The following is a 15,909-nucleotide window of genomic DNA, read 5'->3' as shown; positions in this document are numbered from 1 at the left end:
TTACGTTTAATGTGTTCAAATATGGTGCGTGTTCTGGATCGCTTGAAAAATGGAGCGACCATAGCGGAAAAGCCGCCCATTATAAACACAATGACTCCGAAAATCAGGCGTGCTGACACGCAAATCAGGCAGTCGGGTGACTGCTGGTTAACCGGCAGCTAGAATGCCGTCTTTCATACCAAACAGATGGAGCCTGAACTTGGCCACCAGAGCGGAACAGAAACTGAAAACCCGTCGGGCGCTTATGGATGCCGCACTCTCGCAGCTAAGCGCGGACCGGGGGTTTGGCAGTCTCAGTTTGCGGGAAGTTGCCCGGGAAGCCGGGATCGCCCCTACCTCTTTCTACCGGCACTTTGCCGAACTCGATGAACTGGGTCTGGCTCTGGTGGATGAAGGCGGCGTTGCCCTGCGGCAACTTATGCGACAGGCCCGCAAACGGATTGCCCGGGACGGTGGCAGCGCTATTTCGACATCCGTGGAAACGTTCATGGAGTATCTGGGCAACAACGCAAACCTGTTCCGGCTGATGCTACGTGAGCGGACGGGGGTGTCGAAGCCCTTCCGGACAGCGGTAAAGGCCGAGATTGATCACTTTGTCACCGAACTGGCGGATGATCTTCGGCGAATCGCCGATGAACAGAACAAGCCACTTTCGGAGCCGAGACTGGTGGCCGAAACCATGGTAACACTGGTTTTCAACCAGGGGGCCGAAGCATTGGATGCAACGCCCCCGGAGCGTGAGGAGCTGAAGGCCAAGCTAAAAACCGAACTCAGAATGATACTGGTCGGCTCACAGACTCTGGCAAAACGGCACTAACCTGCCCTAACGACTAAACTCCTGCCTGAAGCTCGGCAAGCACCGGCGCCAGTCGTTGTCGAACCTGCTGCAGCTCCTCCTCGGAATAAGGTACCGGCGCCTGCTTGCCCCACACCGGGCCCGGCCAGGCCGGGTCGCCCTCGAAGCGCACGATATGATGGAGATGGAGCTGAGGCACCATGTTGCCGAGAGCGGCGACGTTCATTTTGTCGCCGCCGAACGCGTCCATCATGGCTTCACTGAGCACCGACGACTCACGGACCAATTGGTGCTGCTGATCCGCCGACAACTGATAAACTTCCCGAATCCCGGCCACCGCCGGCACCAGCAGCACCCACGGCCAGGTGCTATCGTTCATTAATCGGATCTCACACAGCGAGGTGCTTCCAAGGCCCACAGTGTCGGCCTCCAATCGCTCATGTAACCGAAAAACCACCGGCTCACTCATGATCCCCTCCCGTTATCCGTATATCACTCCGAGTGAAACTGGGTGCGGCCACGGCCGATGGCGTAGTAGATAAGCCCGTAGCGCTCCAGCATTTCCGGCTCGTACAGGTTGCGGCCGTCAAAGACCACAGGCTCACGAATGGCCGCGGCAATGGATTCAAAGTCCGGCGAACGGAATTCCTTCCACTCGGTGCAGATAGCCAGTACATCCGCACCCTTGAGCGCCTGCTCCTTAGTGCCGCAAAGAGTCAGGCCATCCTGATCACCATAGATACGCTGGGCTTCTTCCATGGCCTCCGGGTCAAAGGCCTGGACCCGGGCGCCAGCCTTCCAGAGATCTTCCATCAGGGTACGAGCAGACGCTTCTCGCATATCATCCGTATTTGGCTTGAACGCCAGCCCCCAGAGCGCAACGACCTTGCCGCTCAGATCGCCGCCGAAATAATGGCTGATCTTGTCAAACAGCACGTGCTTCTGGGCGTAGTTCACCGATTCAACGGCATTCAGCAAGTGTGCGTCGTAACCGCAGTCGCTGGCGGTTCGGGCGAGGGCCTGAACGTCTTTCGGGAAACAGGAACCGCCGTAGCCACAACCGGGATAGATGAAGTGATAACCAATCCGCGGGTCGGAGCCAATGCCCCGGCGCACGGCTTCGATATCAGCGCCCAGTCGCTCTGCCAGGTTGGCGATTTCGTTCATAAAGCTGATCTTGGTGGCCAGCATGGAGTTGGCTGCATACTTGGTGAGCTCTGCGGACCGCAAATCCATAAAGATCATACGGTCGTGACTGCGGTTGAACGGGTAATAGACCTCTCTCAGAAGCTCAACCGCCCGCTCGCTATCGGTCCCGACAACAATGCGATCAGGCTTCATGAAATCGTTGATGGCCGCCCCTTCCTTGAGAAACTCCGGGTTGGACACCACATCGAAATCCAGTTCCAGGCCACGACGATCCAGCTGGGCGCGAACCGCAGCCCGGACCTTGTCGCCGGTGCCGACCGGCACCGTGGACTTGTCGACAACTACCTTGTAGTCCTCCATGTGTTCACCAATGGAACGGGCTACAGCAGTTACATACTGGAGGTCGGCAGAGCCATCTTCGTCCGGGGGCGTGCCCACGGCGATAAACTGGAGTGTGCCGTGACGAACGGCCTCTTCGGTATCTGTCGTGAAGGACAGGCGGCCCGCCTCAACGGTGTGCTTTACGATATTATCGAGGCCCGGCTCATAGATGGGAATCTGGCCATTCTTGAGCTTTTCAATTTTGCCCTGGTCCACGTCCATACAGAGAACGTCGTGGCCAACATCCGCCAGGCAAGCACCAGTCACCAGGCCAACATAACCGGTTCCAAAAATCGTTATTTTCATCCTTTAAATCCCGATACAAATACAGAAAAGTTATTGGGTGTCGTCAGCTTTTTTCTTCTGCCAGATTGCTTCCCACGCCAGCGCCGTGCCAACAATGGTATCCAGATTGTCGTAGTCCGGCTGCCAGCCCAGGGTCTGGCGAATAAGCGTGTTGTCCGCCATCAATGCTGCCGGGTCGCCGGCGCGGCGGCCGGTTTCGGTGACCGGAAAATCAACGCCGGATTGCGCCTTGACCACATCAATCACTTCCCGGACCGTAAAGCCGCGACCATAACCGCAATTCATGACCTTCGAATGACCTCCATCTGCCATGTAGTCAAGCGCCATCACGTGAGCCTTGGCCAGGTCTTCCACGTGGATGTAGTCGCGAATGCAGGTGCCGTCCCGGGTATCGTAATCGGTGCCGAAGACACTCATACCTTCGCGCTGTCCCGTCACGCACTCGCAGGCCACCTTGATCAGATGCGTGGCCTCAGGTGTGGCCTGTCCCAGCAGCCCTTCCGGATTCGCGCCTGCCACATTGAAATAACGGAGAATTACATAGTTGAGGCTGGAGGCTGCGGCCAGATCCATGATCATCCGCTCGCTCATCATCTTGGACGCGCCATACGGGTTGATCGGCGCCAGCGGCAGATCCTCGGTGAGCACCGTTTGCTCAGGCATGCCATAAACCGCCGCAGTGGATGAGAACACCATGTAGGGCACCTGGTGCTTTTCGACCGCTTTCAGGAGGTTCAGGGTATTTCGGGTATTGTTGCTGTAGTACTTCAGGGGGTTGGCGACAGACTCCGGCACCACAATATTGGCCGCGAAATGCAGAACCGCCTCAAACCGGTGACGGGAGAACAGAGCCTCGACTGCTGCCTCATCAGCCAGATCCCCGACCACCAGTTCGCCGGCGGTCACCGCCCAGCGGTAGCCTGTGGAGAGATTATCGAACACCACGATATCGTGACCAGCCTGGCCAAGCTGACGAACCACATGACTGCCAATATACCCGGCTCCGCCGGTAACGAGGACTTTCATAGGCGAGAACTACTCCTTCCCTGAATTTCGTTTGCGCAGACGCCGGATTTCTGCCCGCCGCCGGCTGAAAAACTCACTGATCACCTGACTGCACTGGTCTGAGAGAACACCGCCAACCGCCGTCACATCCCAGTTAAGATGGGGCTCCTCAAGCGTTCGGCGTGCAGACTCTATTGCACCGGCCTTGGGCTCACTGGCCCCGTAGACAAGACGACTGATGCGGCCATGAACGATGGCACCCACGCACATGGTACAGGGCTCCAGAGTAACGTAAAGCGTGGCATCGGGCAGCCGATAATTGCCCACCCGGGCGGCGGCATCGCGCAAAGCCCGGATTTCCGCATGGGCCGTGGGATCACAACCGGAAATCGGCGCGTTAAAACCAGCGCCGATTTCCTTGCCATCAAGGACCACGACAGCACCAACAGGCACCTCTCCCTTTGCTGCAGCCTCAACAGCCAGCTGGAGCGCGCGATTCATCCAAAATTCGTCAATTTCATTACGGTCAGGCATTGAATGCGGCATTCCGTCGATTATTCACAATCGGCACTATTTGACCATGCCCTGTCAGGCAACGGCAGAATACCGTCCGCCTTTCCGGATTTCCACTTGAATACAAAATTCGATTGGCCAGCCGTCGCTACCTTGAATAAGCTTTCGCCGACGCCTTCGGAACCAGCCCTTCCCGCTATTTACGTTTGCTGCGCCTGCACCATGTGCCGTAGCCACCTAAAGGCGTCAAGCGGGCGGGCGATCACCTAGCCCCAGCCTCTTTTGCCCGCCCCAATCGCTTTGCCGCCGATCCTGTTTCGTGCGGATTCACGATAGCGAAGCAATTTCCTTCCGCCCTAGAATCAACGCTCACGCAATCCAGCGTCGAACTGTGTTGTGAAATATCTTGACCATGCCGAATAAGAGATCGACCTATCACAGCAGACTGGATGAAGCGCTTGCCTACATCGCACGACACATGAAAGAAAGAATCCAGCTCGGTCATCTTTCTGAAGCGTCTGGTGTAAGCAAGCGAACGCTCGGTTATCTTTTTCTGCGCACCTATGGCATCACACCAATGGCCTTCTTAAAACGGGAACGTTTGAGAAAAGCCAATATGCTACTTCAGCATGCCGAACCGTCTATCACCACAGTTTGCAGTGTCGCGCGCGAGTGCGGCTTCGCACATATGGGCCAGTTTTCGCTCGACTACAAGCGGCTGTTCGGAGAATCACCTTCCGATACCTTGCACCAGAGCCAGACAGGTGAGGAGAGCCCGGAGCGTTCATAATCGACTGTCGACGCGCCCGTTCCGATAACGCTATGCGCTTTCTTGATAGCGTCCGTACAGCTATAGAGGAATAGTCAGACTATGAACATGGAGGATGACCTTGGGCTCGAGAAGTCGAAAGCATCAATTCCGTAAAGCTTGACGTTGGGGTCTCGAAAAACAGCTATTAGGGCGACTTGGATTGGCAATACGAAGGCGCTGGCATACCTCAGATTCGATTTCTAAGAGCTGTATTCGATTAAAACGAGTGCCGGAGCAGTTTTGATTTTCACACCGGATGTTATCAACTTCACGAGGTTCGATTGATGAAAAGCTTCCAACAACTTTCCTTAGCTGGATTGGTTTTCTGTGCCAGCCTGGCTAGTTTACCCAGCCAGATCGCCACTGCGGCAACTCCGAGCGACGGCTCAGTATCAGCAAGCGTTACAAAACCCTCGTTTTCGGCCAGCCAGACCCGGACGGTCAGAGCTGTCGTAAAATCCATTAACTACGAGACTCGTGAAATCACCCTGATCGACGACATGGGTGAAACGCAAACGCTGATCGCCAGTGACAGTGTCCGCAACCTGAAACAGGTTTCACCCGGAGACACTCTCGTTGCAGAGCATGTCCGAACCATTTCCATTGAAGTCATGGCGGGAGACGGTCTTGGACCAGATCAGGCCGAAATACTGGCAGCTGCACGTGCCGATGAAGGCGAGATGCCGTCAGGCATGGCTGTGGATTCCGTTGTCATTGTTTCGGTCGTAAAAGCCATCAATCTTGAAGATAACACCTTCATTCTCGAAGGGCCTGACGGAGAATTGCAGGAATATGTTGCGAGAAATCCCGAGAACCTCAGGCGAGCTGAGGTCGGCGATATCGTTGCGTTAACGATTACTGAGTCTCTGGCAGTCGCCGTAGAGAAGGCCAAATAAGAGTCACGAAAACGCCCGCTAAAACCGACTGGCGCAAGGATTACGCATACACCCTCGCCGGAGAACCGATGAAGAATTCAAAGCTACTTCTGCTAGCCCCCCTGGCCTTTCAAAGCGCAATGGCAGGCGAAGTCACTGGTGATTGGCAATTTCAGTTAACGCCCTACCTTTGGTTGCCAACGATCAGCGGCAAGCTGAACTATGACCTCCCCAGCAACAACAATAATGGTGGGTCCGCACGGGTTGATGTGGGACCGACCGACTGGCTTGACCTGCTGAACGGCGCGTTCCTCCTCCAGGGAGAAGCCCGAAAAGAACGCTTCCTTATTTTTTCAGATGTTATTTATCTGGGGCTGGAATCGGATGACGACCGAGTTGTGTCAGTCTTGTCAGGAACAGGCGACCGTCTTCCTGTAGATGCAAGCACAAACCTGAACACCAGGACCGACATCGATGGCTTCGCTGTGACTCTGGCAGGTGGTTATAACCTGCTCAAGGATGCTCGCTCATCGCTCGACGTTTTTGCAGGTACCCGTTACTTCAGCATTGAAGCAAAAACCAGCTGGAACCTCAGCGTTGACGTTGAGTTGCCAGGCGGAGGAAGCGTTTTGGATCGACAAGGATCCGTCGATTCCGACCAGGAATTCTGGGATGTGCTCGTTGGCACCAAAGGTGCGACCAACATTGGTAACGGCAACTGGTCTTTGAATTACTATCTTGATGTCGGAACCGGCGATGCTGACCTTACCTGGCAAGCACTGACCGGCGCATCCTACGCATTCGGGTGGGGAGGCCTGATGATCAGCTATAGACACCTGGAGTATGATCTCGGTTCACAGGGTCTTATGCAGGATTTCAGTTTTAGCGGGCCCATGTTTGGCGCCCGCTTCTCGTTCTAGCGACGAACCCTCGAACCTCTGGTAGGGACAGCAAATTCCGCTCCAGTATTAAGGCACGATCATTCCCACTCAATCGTTGCCGGCGGTTTGGAGGAAACATCATATGTCACCCGGGATACACCGGTGATCTCATTGATGATCCGGTTCGAAACAGTCTCAAGGAGATCGTACGGCAGATGCGCCCAGCGTGCGGTCATGAAATCGATGGTTTCCACAGCGCGGAGAGCCACCACGTATTCGTAGCGGCGGGCGTCACCTACCACGCCCACCGACTTGACCGGCAGGAACACCGCAAAGGCCTGGCTCGTCTTGTGGTAGAAATCCGCCCGATGAAGCTCTTCCAGGAAGATGGCATCTGCCTTACGCAAGATATCGGCGTATTCCTTTTTCACTTCCCCAAGAATACGCACCCCAAGGCCCGGTCCCGGGAACGGGTGCCGGTAAACCATGTCGTACGGAAGGCCAAGCTCAAGGCCGATCCGGCGCACTTCGTCCTTGAACAATTCGCGCAGGGGCTCCACGAGCTTCATCTTCATGGTTTCCGGCAGGCCGCCCACGTTGTGGTGGGATTTGATCACATGGGCCTTGCCCGTCTTGGAAGCGGCAGACTCGATGACGTCGGGATAGATCGTACCCTGGGCCAGCCAGTTGACGTCCCGGATGTTGGCCGCTTCGTCGTCGAACACGTCGATAAAAGTATTGCCGATGATCTTCCGTTTCTGCTCGGGATCATTGACGCCTTTGAGCTTCGACAGAAACAGGTCTTCGGCATCAACCCGAATTACCTTAACGCCCATGTTGCTGGCGAACATGTCCATCACCTGATCGCCTTCGTGCAGCCGTAACAGCCCATTGTCCACGAAGACGCAGGTCAGCTGATCACCGATCGCGCGGTGCAGCAGCGCAGCCGTCACCGACGAGTCGACACCACCGGACAGGCCAAGCAGTACCTTGTCTGTGCCGACCTGCTCGCGAATCTGCCGAACCGCGTCATCAACGATCTTGGCCGGTGTCCAGAGAGCCTCGCACTTACAGATAGTCAGAATGAAATGCTCGAGAATCCGCTTGCCCTGGAGGGTGTGGGTGACTTCGGGGTGGAACTGAACGCCGTACAGGTTCCGGCTGAGGTCCTGCATCGCAGAAATTGGTGCGCTCTCGGTGGAGGCCAGCAGCTCGAAGCCTTCCGGCATCGCCACCACCTTGTCACCGTGGCTCATCCACACGTCCAGCAATGACTCTCCAGCCGGAGTCAGATGATCGGTGATATCCGCCAGCAGTGGACCCTTGGCCCGGACCTTAACCTGGGCATAGCCAAACTCGCGCTTCTCGGAACTGGCAACGCGGCCCCCGAGCTGCTCCGCCATGGTCTGCATGCCATAACAGATGCCGAGAATCGGAATGCCGCGGTCAAACAACCCTTCCGGCGCCCGGGGACCGCCCAGTTGAGTTACCGACTCCGGACCACCTGCAAGAATAATCCCTTTGGGATTGAACTCATTGAGCTCTTCATCGGTGATATCGAACGCCTTGATCTCACAGTAAACGCCGATCTCGCGAACACGGCGGGCAATCAGCTGGGTGTACTGGGAACCGAAATCGAGAATCAGGATGCGGTGGTCGTGGATGTTCTGGGCCATGGAGTCCTCGGGGCTGAATAAACAACGCGGCCCTCTGGGGGCCGCGTCTGGTAGGGCAATGGTTAACCGATACGGTAGTTGGGCGATTCTTTGGTGATGGTCACATCGTGTACGTGGCTCTCACGCATACCCGCGTTGGTGATGCGCACGAATTCAGGCTTGGTGCGCATTTCTTCCATGGTAGCGCTACCGGTGTAGCCCATGGCAGCCCGCAGACCACCAACCAATTGGTGAACGATGTTGCGCATCGGACCTTTGCAGGCAACGCGGCCTTCGATACCTTCCGGGACCAGTTTCTCGATACCTTTACTGGCATCCTGGAAGTAACGGTCGCTGGAGCCCTGGCCCATCGCGCCGATGGAGCCCATGCCACGATAGGCCTTGTAGCTGCGGCCCTGGAACAGCTCCACTTCGCCAGGTGCCTCATCGGTACCTGCCAGCAGGCTGCCGATCATGACGCTATGGGCGCCAGCGGCAATGGCTTTGGCGATATCACCGGAGAAACGGATGCCGCCATCTGCAATTACCGGGACTCCGTGTTCCTTAAGAGCTGCTGCCACGTTGGAAACCGCGGAAATTTGGGGCACGCCAATACCCGCCACGATGCGGGTGGTGCAGATGGAACCGGGGCCAATGCCTACCTTGACAGCATCCGCGCCGGCTTCGGCCAGGGCGAGCGCCGCGTGTGACGTGGCGATGTTGCCGCCAATCACCTGAACATCGGGGAAATTCTTTTTGATAAAGCGAACGCGTTCGATAACGCCACGGGAATGACCGTGAGCCGTATCCACCACGATCACGTCGACCCCGGCTTCGGCCAATGCCGTGATTCGGGCCTCGGTGTCGCCACCGGTGCTGACGGCCGCGCCGACTCTCAAACGGCCCTGGTCGTCTTTACACGCCAGCGGGTAATCTTTCGCCTTCTGGATATCCTTGACCGTGATCAAGCCGCGCAGCTCGAAGTTATCGTTGACGACCAGAACCTTCTCGATCCGGTGGCGATGCAGCAGCTCTTTCACTTCCTCGAGACAGGCGCCTTCCTTGACCGTAACCAGCTTTTCCTTCGGTGTCATGATATCCCGAACCAGCGTGTCCATCCGGCTCTCAAAACGGATGTCTCGGCCGGTTACGATGCCGATCAGGTCGTGGCCATCCACCACCGGAAGACCGGAGATGCTGTTCGCCATGGTGATATCAACCAGTTCGCGAACGGTTGTTTCGGGCGAAACGGTAATCGGATCCTTCACGACACCACTTTCGAACTTCTTGACCTTACGCACAGCCGCCGCCTGTTGCTCAACGGTCATGTTCTTGTGCATGATGCCGATACCGCCTTCCTGCGCCATGGCAATGGCCAGCTCTGCATCGGTAACGGTATCCATTGCAGAAGACAGAAGAGGGATATTGAGAGTGATACCCTTGGTCAACTGGGTCTGCAGGCTGACCTCATGGGGCAGGACTTCTGAATATCCGGGAACCAGCAGAACGTCATCAAATGTGAGGGCTTCTTCGGCAATTCGCAGCATTGGGATCCGCCTTTTGATCGTGCTAAGTTGGGAATTTCCGTGCCGTACCCGCGGCGGTACGACAAAGCAAAATCCTTAATCGATCTATTATAATGGGGCTCTCGAGGACAGTAAACCGGCCCTTTTTTAAGGTTCGATTGCATCTTTTTGAAATTTGGCTATTTTTACCCTCCCTCTTTTCGGCTATTGCGTATGTATAACGACGGATCAGGACCGGCGACGCCGCATCTTCAGGACACCCGCCCCCGGGCACTCAGCGTTAGCGAGCTCAACCACCAGGCCAGACACCTTCTGGAGTCGAGCTTTATGCAGGTGTGGGTGGAAGGTGAACTCTCCGGATTTTCTCGCCCCTCTTCCGGCCACTGGTACTTTTCCCTGAAAGACCGCAAATGCCAGGTGCGGTGTGCCATGTTCCGGGGCATGAACCAGCGCATCCGCACACCGCCGAAAGAGGGCGATCAGGTACGGATCCGCGGCAAGGTCACCCTTTACGAGAACCGCGGCGACTTCCAGATTATCGTTGAGCACATTGAGCCAGCGGGGCTCGGTGCCCTCCAACAGGCCTTCGAGGAGCTCAAACGCAAACTGCTGGCCGAAGGGCTGTTTGACCAGGCCCGCAAGAAACCGCTGCCCTCACTGCCCAGGCACATTGGCGTTGTCACCTCGCCCACCGGCGCTGCGATCCACGACATACTCACCGTTCTCGCCCGGCGGTGCCCTGCTATACCCGTAACGCTCTACCCCACTGCCGTTCAGGGCAAGGCGGCTACCGCTGACATCGTACGAGCCATCGAAGCCGCACAGAACCACGGCGTTGCCGATGTTCTGATTATTGGCCGTGGCGGTGGCTCCCTGGAGGATCTCTGGTGCTTCAACGAGGAGGCGGTCGCCCGTGCCATTTCCGCTTGCCGGATTCCCACGGTCAGCGCGGTTGGTCACGAGGTGGATGTGACCATTGCCGATTTCGTAGCGGATCTTCGGGCTCCGACACCTTCGGCTGCCGCTGAAAAGATTTCGCCAGATCAGTCAGACTGGCTCAAACAGCTGCAAGAACGGGAATTCCGCCTGTCCAACGCCATCGGGCTCGCCCTGAAGCGTCTGCGCACCCAGGTCGGACATCTGAGCGCCCGGTTGCGCGACCCCAGAAGGGAGCTTCTGGAGAAAGCACAGCGAATGGATGAGCTCGAGATGCGCCTCCAGAAAGTCATTCGCCAACGCCTGACAACCGTTGGCGTGCGCAATGATCATCTACGCCAGAGACTGGTAATGCAGTCACCCCGCCGCCAGCTTTCGGACAGTCAGGACGCTCTGCGGCGCGTAAGCGAGCGATTGGTTTCTGTGATGCAACACGAACTGAAACAGCGCCGCGACAATCTGGAACACGCAGCGCAGACTCTGAATGTGGTCAGCCCCCTTGCGACGCTTGGACGAGGGTATTCGATCGTACGCGACAGCGAAGGACAGATTCTGCGGGATACCTCAAACGTTAACCCGGGCGACACCATCTCAGCCCGCGTTGCGCAGGGTGAAATGACTGCGAAGGTGACTTCAGTCAAATCTGCAGAAGAAACTGGCCCCTAGACCCCCAAGACTAAGCCAATGGTCTACTAGTCCATGATTTCAAACGGCCTAAAGTTGTCAGGAAAGGTATTAAAACAACAACAGGCACGATGAGGTGGAATGTATGGACTACCACTCAGAGTTCCGGCGGTCGATAGACAAACCGGACGACTTCTGGCGTGAACAGGCGGAAAAGATAGACTGGATTGAACCGCCGAAAACCATCTGGCAGCCAACCGACAATGGCCACGGGCAGTGGTTCCCCGACGGTACCCTGAACACCTGCGATGTCGCGCTGGATGCCAACATCCGTGCAGGCCGTGGTGACCAGAAAGCCCTGATCTACGACTCTCCGGTTACCGATTCCCAGCGCTCCTACACCTACAACGAACTGACCGATGAAGTGGCCCGTTTCGCCGGTGCCCTGAAGGAACGCGGTATCACCAAGGGTGATCGGGTCATCATCTATATGCCTATGATCCCGGAAGCCGTCATTGCGATGCTGGGCTGCGCGCGGATTGGGGCTATTCACTCTGTGGTCTTTGGCGGCTTTGCTGCCCACGAACTGGCCGTACGCATTGATGACGCCAAACCAAAGGCCGTGATTACCGCCTCCTGCGGTATCGAAGTCGCCCGGGTGATCGAGTACAAGCCTCTGGTCAACAAGGCCATCGATCAGGCCAACCACAAACCGGAGACCTGCATCGTTTACCAGCGCCCACAGGCGAAGGCCGACCTTCAGGCTGGCCGTGACTACGACTGGAACGAGTTGATGGGAACGGCCGAACCGGCCGACCCGGTGCCCGTCAAGTCAACAGACCCGCTCTATATTCTTTACACTTCGGGTACCACCGGTAAACCCAAAGGTGTGGTGCGCGACAACGGTGGTCACGCGGTTGCGCTCAACTACAGCATGAAGCTGGTCTACGATGCCAAACCCGGTGATGTTTACTGGGCCGCCTCTGACGTTGGTTGGGTCGTTGGCCACAGCTACATCGTTTACGCCCCATTGTTTGCGGGTTGCACCACCATCATGTACGAGGGCAAGCCGGTGAAAACGCCGGATGCCGGTGCCTTCTGGCGGGTGGTTCAGGACCACAAAGTGAACATGCTGTTCACTGCCCCGACCGCATTTCGGGCCGTCCGCAAGGAAGATCCGGAAGCAGACCAGCTGTCACGCTACGACATCAGTTCACTGAAACGACTGTTCCTGGCCGGCGAGCGGCTCGATCCGGCCACCTATGAGTGGTTGAAGGAGCACACTGGCCTGCCGGTTCTCGACCACTGGTGGCAGACCGAAACCGGCTGGGCCATTTGCTGTAATCCGGTGGGAATCGAGTTAATGGCGACCAAGCCAGGCTCGGCAACCGCACCCTCCCCCGGCTACAACGTTCAGGTAGTAGACATGAACGGCAGTCAAATGCCCGCCGGCGAGCAGGGTCAGATTGCCGTAAAACTGCCACTGCCACCCGGCTGTATGACGACCGTCTGGGGCGACGATGAGCGCTTCCGCAAAACCTACCTGGAACCGATATCGGGATTCTACAGCTCCGGCGACGGGGGCTTCATTGACGACGACGGGTACGTGTTCGTCATGGGCCGTACCGATGACGTTATCAATGTCGCCGGCCACAGGCTTTCCACCGGCGAGATGGAGGAAGTGGTCGCCTCCCACCCGGCCATAGCCGAATGCTGCGTTGTGGGTGCGCACGATGATATGAAGGGACAAATCCCCATTGGACTGGTTCTGATCAAGGACGGCGCAACCATCGACCATGACGAACTGGAAGACGAGCTGGTGGAGATGGTTCGAGACAAGATTGGTGCCATCGCCTGTTTCCGGCGCGCCCTGGTGGTTGATCGCCTTCCCAAGACCCGTTCCGGCAAGATCCTCAGACGGGTTATCCGCCAGATCGCCGATGGCGAGGAATACTCGGTGCCCAGCACCATTGATGACCCTGCCATTCTGGAGGAAATCAGCGAGCAATTCCGTCGCTGACAGAGCCGCCCTGAATGCTGCCCGCCCCTCCTGGACCGGGGGCGGGCAATTTTTGCCCAATCAAATCCCAACCTGTTGTTTTTGACGGCAATAAAACCTTCACGAAAGGTGCAAAAATTTCGTTGACGCCCCCCAAAGTCGGTCTATACTGAAATTGCTGTGAAAATACAGCGGTATTTGGTGAATGCGTTTCAACGTCCTGCCGAAGTGCTCTTCGTTGCCCCTTCCTCAGTACTCTCTGGATTTCTCAGCAACGATTCCGTGTGGAATTTTGAAGGTCCCGTGAGGGCAAATTACAGAAAGACAGGAAAGATCAATGTCCGATACTAAAACCGGCCACGTTAAGTGGTTTAACGAGTCCAAAGGCTTTGGCTTCATTGCTCAGGACGGTGGCAGCGACGTGTTTGTTCACTACAGCGCAATCAATGCAAGCGGTTTCCGCACCCTGACCGAAGGCCAGCAGGTGCAGTTCACCGTAACACAGGGCCCGAAAGGCCCGCAGGCGGAAAACGTTACCCCGGTCTGAGGGTCTACGCTCCGTCCTTTGCCCCTCACGGGCATCGGAAAACCAACAAGCCGGCATTCGTGCCGGCTTGTGTCGTCAGGACGGCAGGTTTTCAGGCACCCGCGGTTTCAGGCTCCGCTTCCGCCTCAGGCATTTCGATACCCACTGCCTGGGCGACTGCCGAAAACAAGGCCTGCAAGGTGGCAGACGTAGTGTCTTCTGCCAGGGCCGCAGCGCTGCAATGTATTCCGCTTGCGGTCAAGCGAATACACGCCAGTGCGTTGGCATTGGTGCCCTCACCCAGCGCAAACTCGTCATAAGCCTCGACTGCAATGGAGATACCAAAACGCTTCTCCAGCGCCTCCGATACGGCCTCCACAGCGCCCAGCCCATGGCCATCCAGACGAACCGGCGACGCATCGCGACCGACCGACACTTCGGCGTGCACACCCTCTTCGTCCCGATGCAGGTCGTAGGAGCGCAGCGCCCAATCGTCGTGGACTCTCAAATAGCGATCCTCGAACAGGCGATGAATGGTCAGTGAGTCAATCTCGCCGCCGTTGGTTTCCGCCTCTCTCTGGACAACCTTGCTGAACTCGATCTGCAACCAGCGTGGCAGGCTGATGTTGTAATCCCGCTCCAACACATAGGCGACACCGCCCTTGCCAGACTGACTGTTGATGCGAACCACTTCCTCATAGCGGCGGCCGACATCGAACGGGTCGATGGGTAGATACGCGACATTCCAGGTTTCTCCATCCTTGCGACGGGCCAGACACTTGCGAATGGCGTCCTGATGGCTGCCTGAGAAGGCGGTGAAGACCAGTTCGCCAGCGTAAGGATGACGGGGGTGGGTGGAAATCTCCGTACAGGCCTCGACCACCTCGGTGATCTCTGCCATGCCGGACAGATCCAGCGTGGGATCAATGCCCTGGGAGTATAGGTTCATGGCCATGGTCACCAGATCCATGTTGCCGGTGCGCTCACCGTTGCCCATCAGGGTGCCCTCGACCCGGTCGGCTCCGGCCATGACCGCCAGTTCGGCAGCGGCCACGGCGCAGCCACGATCATTATGGGTGTGCACACTGATGCTGATGTGTTCACGGCGCTGGATGTTGTCGCAAATCCACTCGATCTGATCCGCGAACACATTCGGTGTCGCCATTTCAACGGTGGCAGGCAGGTTGATGATCATCGGCTGACCCTCATCCGGGCGCCAGACCTCGCTCACGGCATCAATCACTTCTGCGGCGAAATCCAGCTCGGTACCGGTAAAGCTCTCCGGTGAATACTGGAACGTCCACTCGGTCTCCGGGTGGCGGGCGGCAATGTCGCGAACCAGTTTGGCACCATTGACGGCAATGTCCCTGATGCCGTCCCGATCCAGACCAAATACCTGCTCCCGCTGAACCGTGGAGGTGGAGTTGTAGACATGCACGATTGCCTTTCGGGCGCCGGCCAATGCTTCATAGCTGCGCTCGATCAACTCGGGACGGGCCTGGGTCAGCACCTGGATCTTCACATCCTCGGGAATGCGGTTTTCTTCAATCAGCTTCCGGCAGAAATCGAAATCCGGCTGGCTGGCAGCGGGAAAACCGATCTCGATTTCCTTGAAGCCCAACTTCACCAGCAATTCGAACATCCGCGTTTTCTGTGCGACCGACATGGGCTTCACCAGTGCCTGATTACCATCCCGAAGGTCTACGGCACACCAGGCTGGCGCCTTATCTATGACCTTGTCCGGCCAGCGGCGGTCGGTTTTGGCAACAGGTTTGAACGCAACGTATTTGCGATGATCGAAAGCCATGCGTGTAATTCCTTGCGGTTTCGGGAATGAATTCTTCTATGGGTACAGGTTAACGCGATAAAGCTGCTATTTGATTGCGAACTTAGATGGGAAAGCGTATTTTCTAATCTATAAATTGC

Annotated in this window: 14 protein-coding genes; 7 read left to right on the top strand and 7 right to left on the bottom strand. The window is 56.9% G+C overall.

Going from position 1 to position 15,909, the window contains the following annotated elements:
* The first annotated feature begins 199 nt into the window (after window positions 1–199).
* Entirely contained in the window at window positions 200–817 is a 618-nt protein-coding gene (fabR, locus tag ACWJ62_RS05645; RefSeq protein WP_449285289.1) for an HTH-type transcriptional repressor FabR, read from the top strand.
* 13 nt (window positions 818–830) lie between these two features.
* On the opposite strand, the gene ACWJ62_RS05640 is transcribed toward fabR, so the two are convergent.
* The 4 genes from ACWJ62_RS05640 to tadA are packed head-to-tail and all read right to left on the bottom strand — an operon-like array spanning window position 831 to window position 4,171.
* Window positions 831–1,265: an HIT domain-containing protein gene (locus ACWJ62_RS05640; RefSeq protein ID WP_449285288.1), complete on the bottom strand. Its 435-nt coding sequence runs from the start codon at window positions 1,263–1,265 to the stop codon at window positions 831–833.
* A 23-nt stretch (window positions 1,266–1,288) separates the two neighbouring features.
* Entirely contained in the window at window positions 1,289–2,632 is a 1,344-nt protein-coding gene (locus tag ACWJ62_RS05635; protein ID WP_449285287.1) for a UDP-glucose dehydrogenase family protein, read from the bottom strand.
* A 30-nt stretch (window positions 2,633–2,662) separates the two neighbouring features.
* Complete coding sequence (gene galE, locus ACWJ62_RS05630) at window positions 2,663–3,658, bottom strand: UDP-glucose 4-epimerase GalE (RefSeq protein ID WP_449285286.1); 996 nt, start codon at window positions 3,656–3,658, stop codon at window positions 2,663–2,665.
* Window positions 3,659–3,667: 9 nt separating this feature from the next.
* Entirely contained in the window at window positions 3,668–4,171 is a 504-nt protein-coding gene (tadA, locus tag ACWJ62_RS05625; RefSeq protein WP_449285285.1) for a tRNA adenosine(34) deaminase TadA, read from the bottom strand.
* A 391-nt stretch (window positions 4,172–4,562) separates the two neighbouring features.
* Here tadA and ACWJ62_RS05620 point away from each other — a divergent pair, with 391 nt between their 5' ends.
* The 3 genes from ACWJ62_RS05620 to ACWJ62_RS05610 all read left to right on the top strand — a co-directional run bounded on the left by ACWJ62_RS05620 (window position 4,563) and on the right by ACWJ62_RS05610 (window position 6,756).
* Window positions 4,563–4,940: a helix-turn-helix domain-containing protein gene (locus ACWJ62_RS05620; RefSeq protein ID WP_449285361.1), complete on the top strand. Its 378-nt coding sequence runs from the start codon at window positions 4,563–4,565 to the stop codon at window positions 4,938–4,940.
* Between the two features lie 302 nt (window positions 4,941–5,242).
* Window positions 5,243–5,857 (top strand): hypothetical protein, encoded by a 615-nt coding sequence (locus tag ACWJ62_RS05615; protein ID WP_449285284.1) that lies wholly within the window; start codon window positions 5,243–5,245, stop codon window positions 5,855–5,857.
* 68 nt (window positions 5,858–5,925) lie between these two features.
* On the top strand, window positions 5,926–6,756 hold the full coding sequence (locus ACWJ62_RS05610) for a hypothetical protein (protein ID WP_449285283.1): 831 nt from the start codon (window positions 5,926–5,928) through the stop codon (window positions 6,754–6,756).
* A gap of 59 nt (window positions 6,757–6,815) precedes the next feature.
* Here the strand turns inward: ACWJ62_RS05610 and guaA are convergent, their stop codons facing one another.
* A complete protein-coding gene (gene guaA / locus ACWJ62_RS05605; RefSeq protein WP_449285282.1) occupies window positions 6,816–8,393 on the bottom strand; it encodes a glutamine-hydrolyzing GMP synthase in 1,578 nt (525 codons plus the stop codon).
* A 62-nt stretch (window positions 8,394–8,455) separates the two neighbouring features.
* Window positions 8,456–9,919, bottom strand: a complete 1,464-nt coding sequence (guaB, locus tag ACWJ62_RS05600) for an IMP dehydrogenase (RefSeq protein WP_449285281.1) — start codon at window positions 9,917–9,919, stop codon at window positions 8,456–8,458.
* A 192-nt stretch (window positions 9,920–10,111) separates the two neighbouring features.
* Between guaB and xseA the strand changes: the two genes are divergently transcribed.
* From xseA to ACWJ62_RS05585, 3 genes are all read left to right on the top strand, one after another.
* On the top strand, window positions 10,112–11,500 hold the full coding sequence (gene xseA / locus ACWJ62_RS05595) for an exodeoxyribonuclease VII large subunit (RefSeq protein ID WP_449285280.1): 1,389 nt from the start codon (window positions 10,112–10,114) through the stop codon (window positions 11,498–11,500).
* A gap of 103 nt (window positions 11,501–11,603) precedes the next feature.
* Window positions 11,604–13,478, top strand: coding sequence for a propionyl-CoA synthetase (locus ACWJ62_RS05590; RefSeq protein ID WP_449285279.1), 1,875 nt, complete (start codon window positions 11,604–11,606; stop codon window positions 13,476–13,478).
* A gap of 316 nt (window positions 13,479–13,794) precedes the next feature.
* Window positions 13,795–14,004 (top strand): cold-shock protein, encoded by a 210-nt coding sequence (locus tag ACWJ62_RS05585; RefSeq protein WP_008169155.1) that lies wholly within the window; start codon window positions 13,795–13,797, stop codon window positions 14,002–14,004.
* Window positions 14,005–14,095: 91 nt separating this feature from the next.
* Here ACWJ62_RS05585 and leuA read toward each other — a convergent pair whose 3' ends face one another.
* Window positions 14,096–15,790 (bottom strand): 2-isopropylmalate synthase, encoded by a 1,695-nt coding sequence (gene leuA / locus ACWJ62_RS05580; RefSeq protein ID WP_449285278.1) that lies wholly within the window; start codon window positions 15,788–15,790, stop codon window positions 14,096–14,098.
* Window positions 15,791–15,909 lie beyond the last annotated feature (119 nt).

The organism is Marinobacter sp. PE14 (assembly GCF_053566155.1).
This window is presented reverse-complemented; position numbering and strand designations above follow the sequence as displayed.

Coding starts and splice junctions, on each gene's coding strand:
- ACWJ62_RS05640 (WP_449285288.1), bottom strand. CDS start 1,265: ATGAGTGAGCCGGTGGTTTTTCGGTTACATGAGCGATTGGAGGCCGAC.
- ACWJ62_RS05635 (WP_449285287.1), bottom strand. CDS start 2,632: ATGAAAATAACGATTTTTGGAACCGGTTATGTTGGCCTGGTGACTGGT.
- galE (WP_449285286.1), bottom strand. CDS start 3,658: ATGAAAGTCCTCGTTACCGGCGGAGCCGGGTATATTGGCAGTCATGTG.
- tadA (WP_449285285.1), bottom strand. CDS start 4,171: ATGCCTGACCGTAATGAAATTGACGAATTTTGGATGAATCGCGCGCTC.
- ACWJ62_RS05620 (WP_449285361.1), top strand. CDS start 4,563: ATGCCGAATAAGAGATCGACCTATCACAGCAGACTGGATGAAGCGCTT.
- ACWJ62_RS05610 (WP_449285283.1), top strand. CDS start 5,926: ATGAAGAATTCAAAGCTACTTCTGCTAGCCCCCCTGGCCTTTCAAAGC.
- guaA (WP_449285282.1), bottom strand. CDS start 8,393: ATGGCCCAGAACATCCACGACCACCGCATCCTGATTCTCGATTTCGGT.
- guaB (WP_449285281.1), bottom strand. CDS start 9,919: ATGCTGCGAATTGCCGAAGAAGCCCTCACATTTGATGACGTTCTGCTG.
- xseA (WP_449285280.1), top strand. CDS start 10,112: ATGTATAACGACGGATCAGGACCGGCGACGCCGCATCTTCAGGACACC.
- ACWJ62_RS05590 (WP_449285279.1), top strand. CDS start 11,604: ATGGACTACCACTCAGAGTTCCGGCGGTCGATAGACAAACCGGACGAC.
- ACWJ62_RS05585 (WP_008169155.1), top strand. CDS start 13,795: ATGTCCGATACTAAAACCGGCCACGTTAAGTGGTTTAACGAGTCCAAA.
- leuA (WP_449285278.1), bottom strand. CDS start 15,790: ATGGCTTTCGATCATCGCAAATACGTTGCGTTCAAACCTGTTGCCAAA.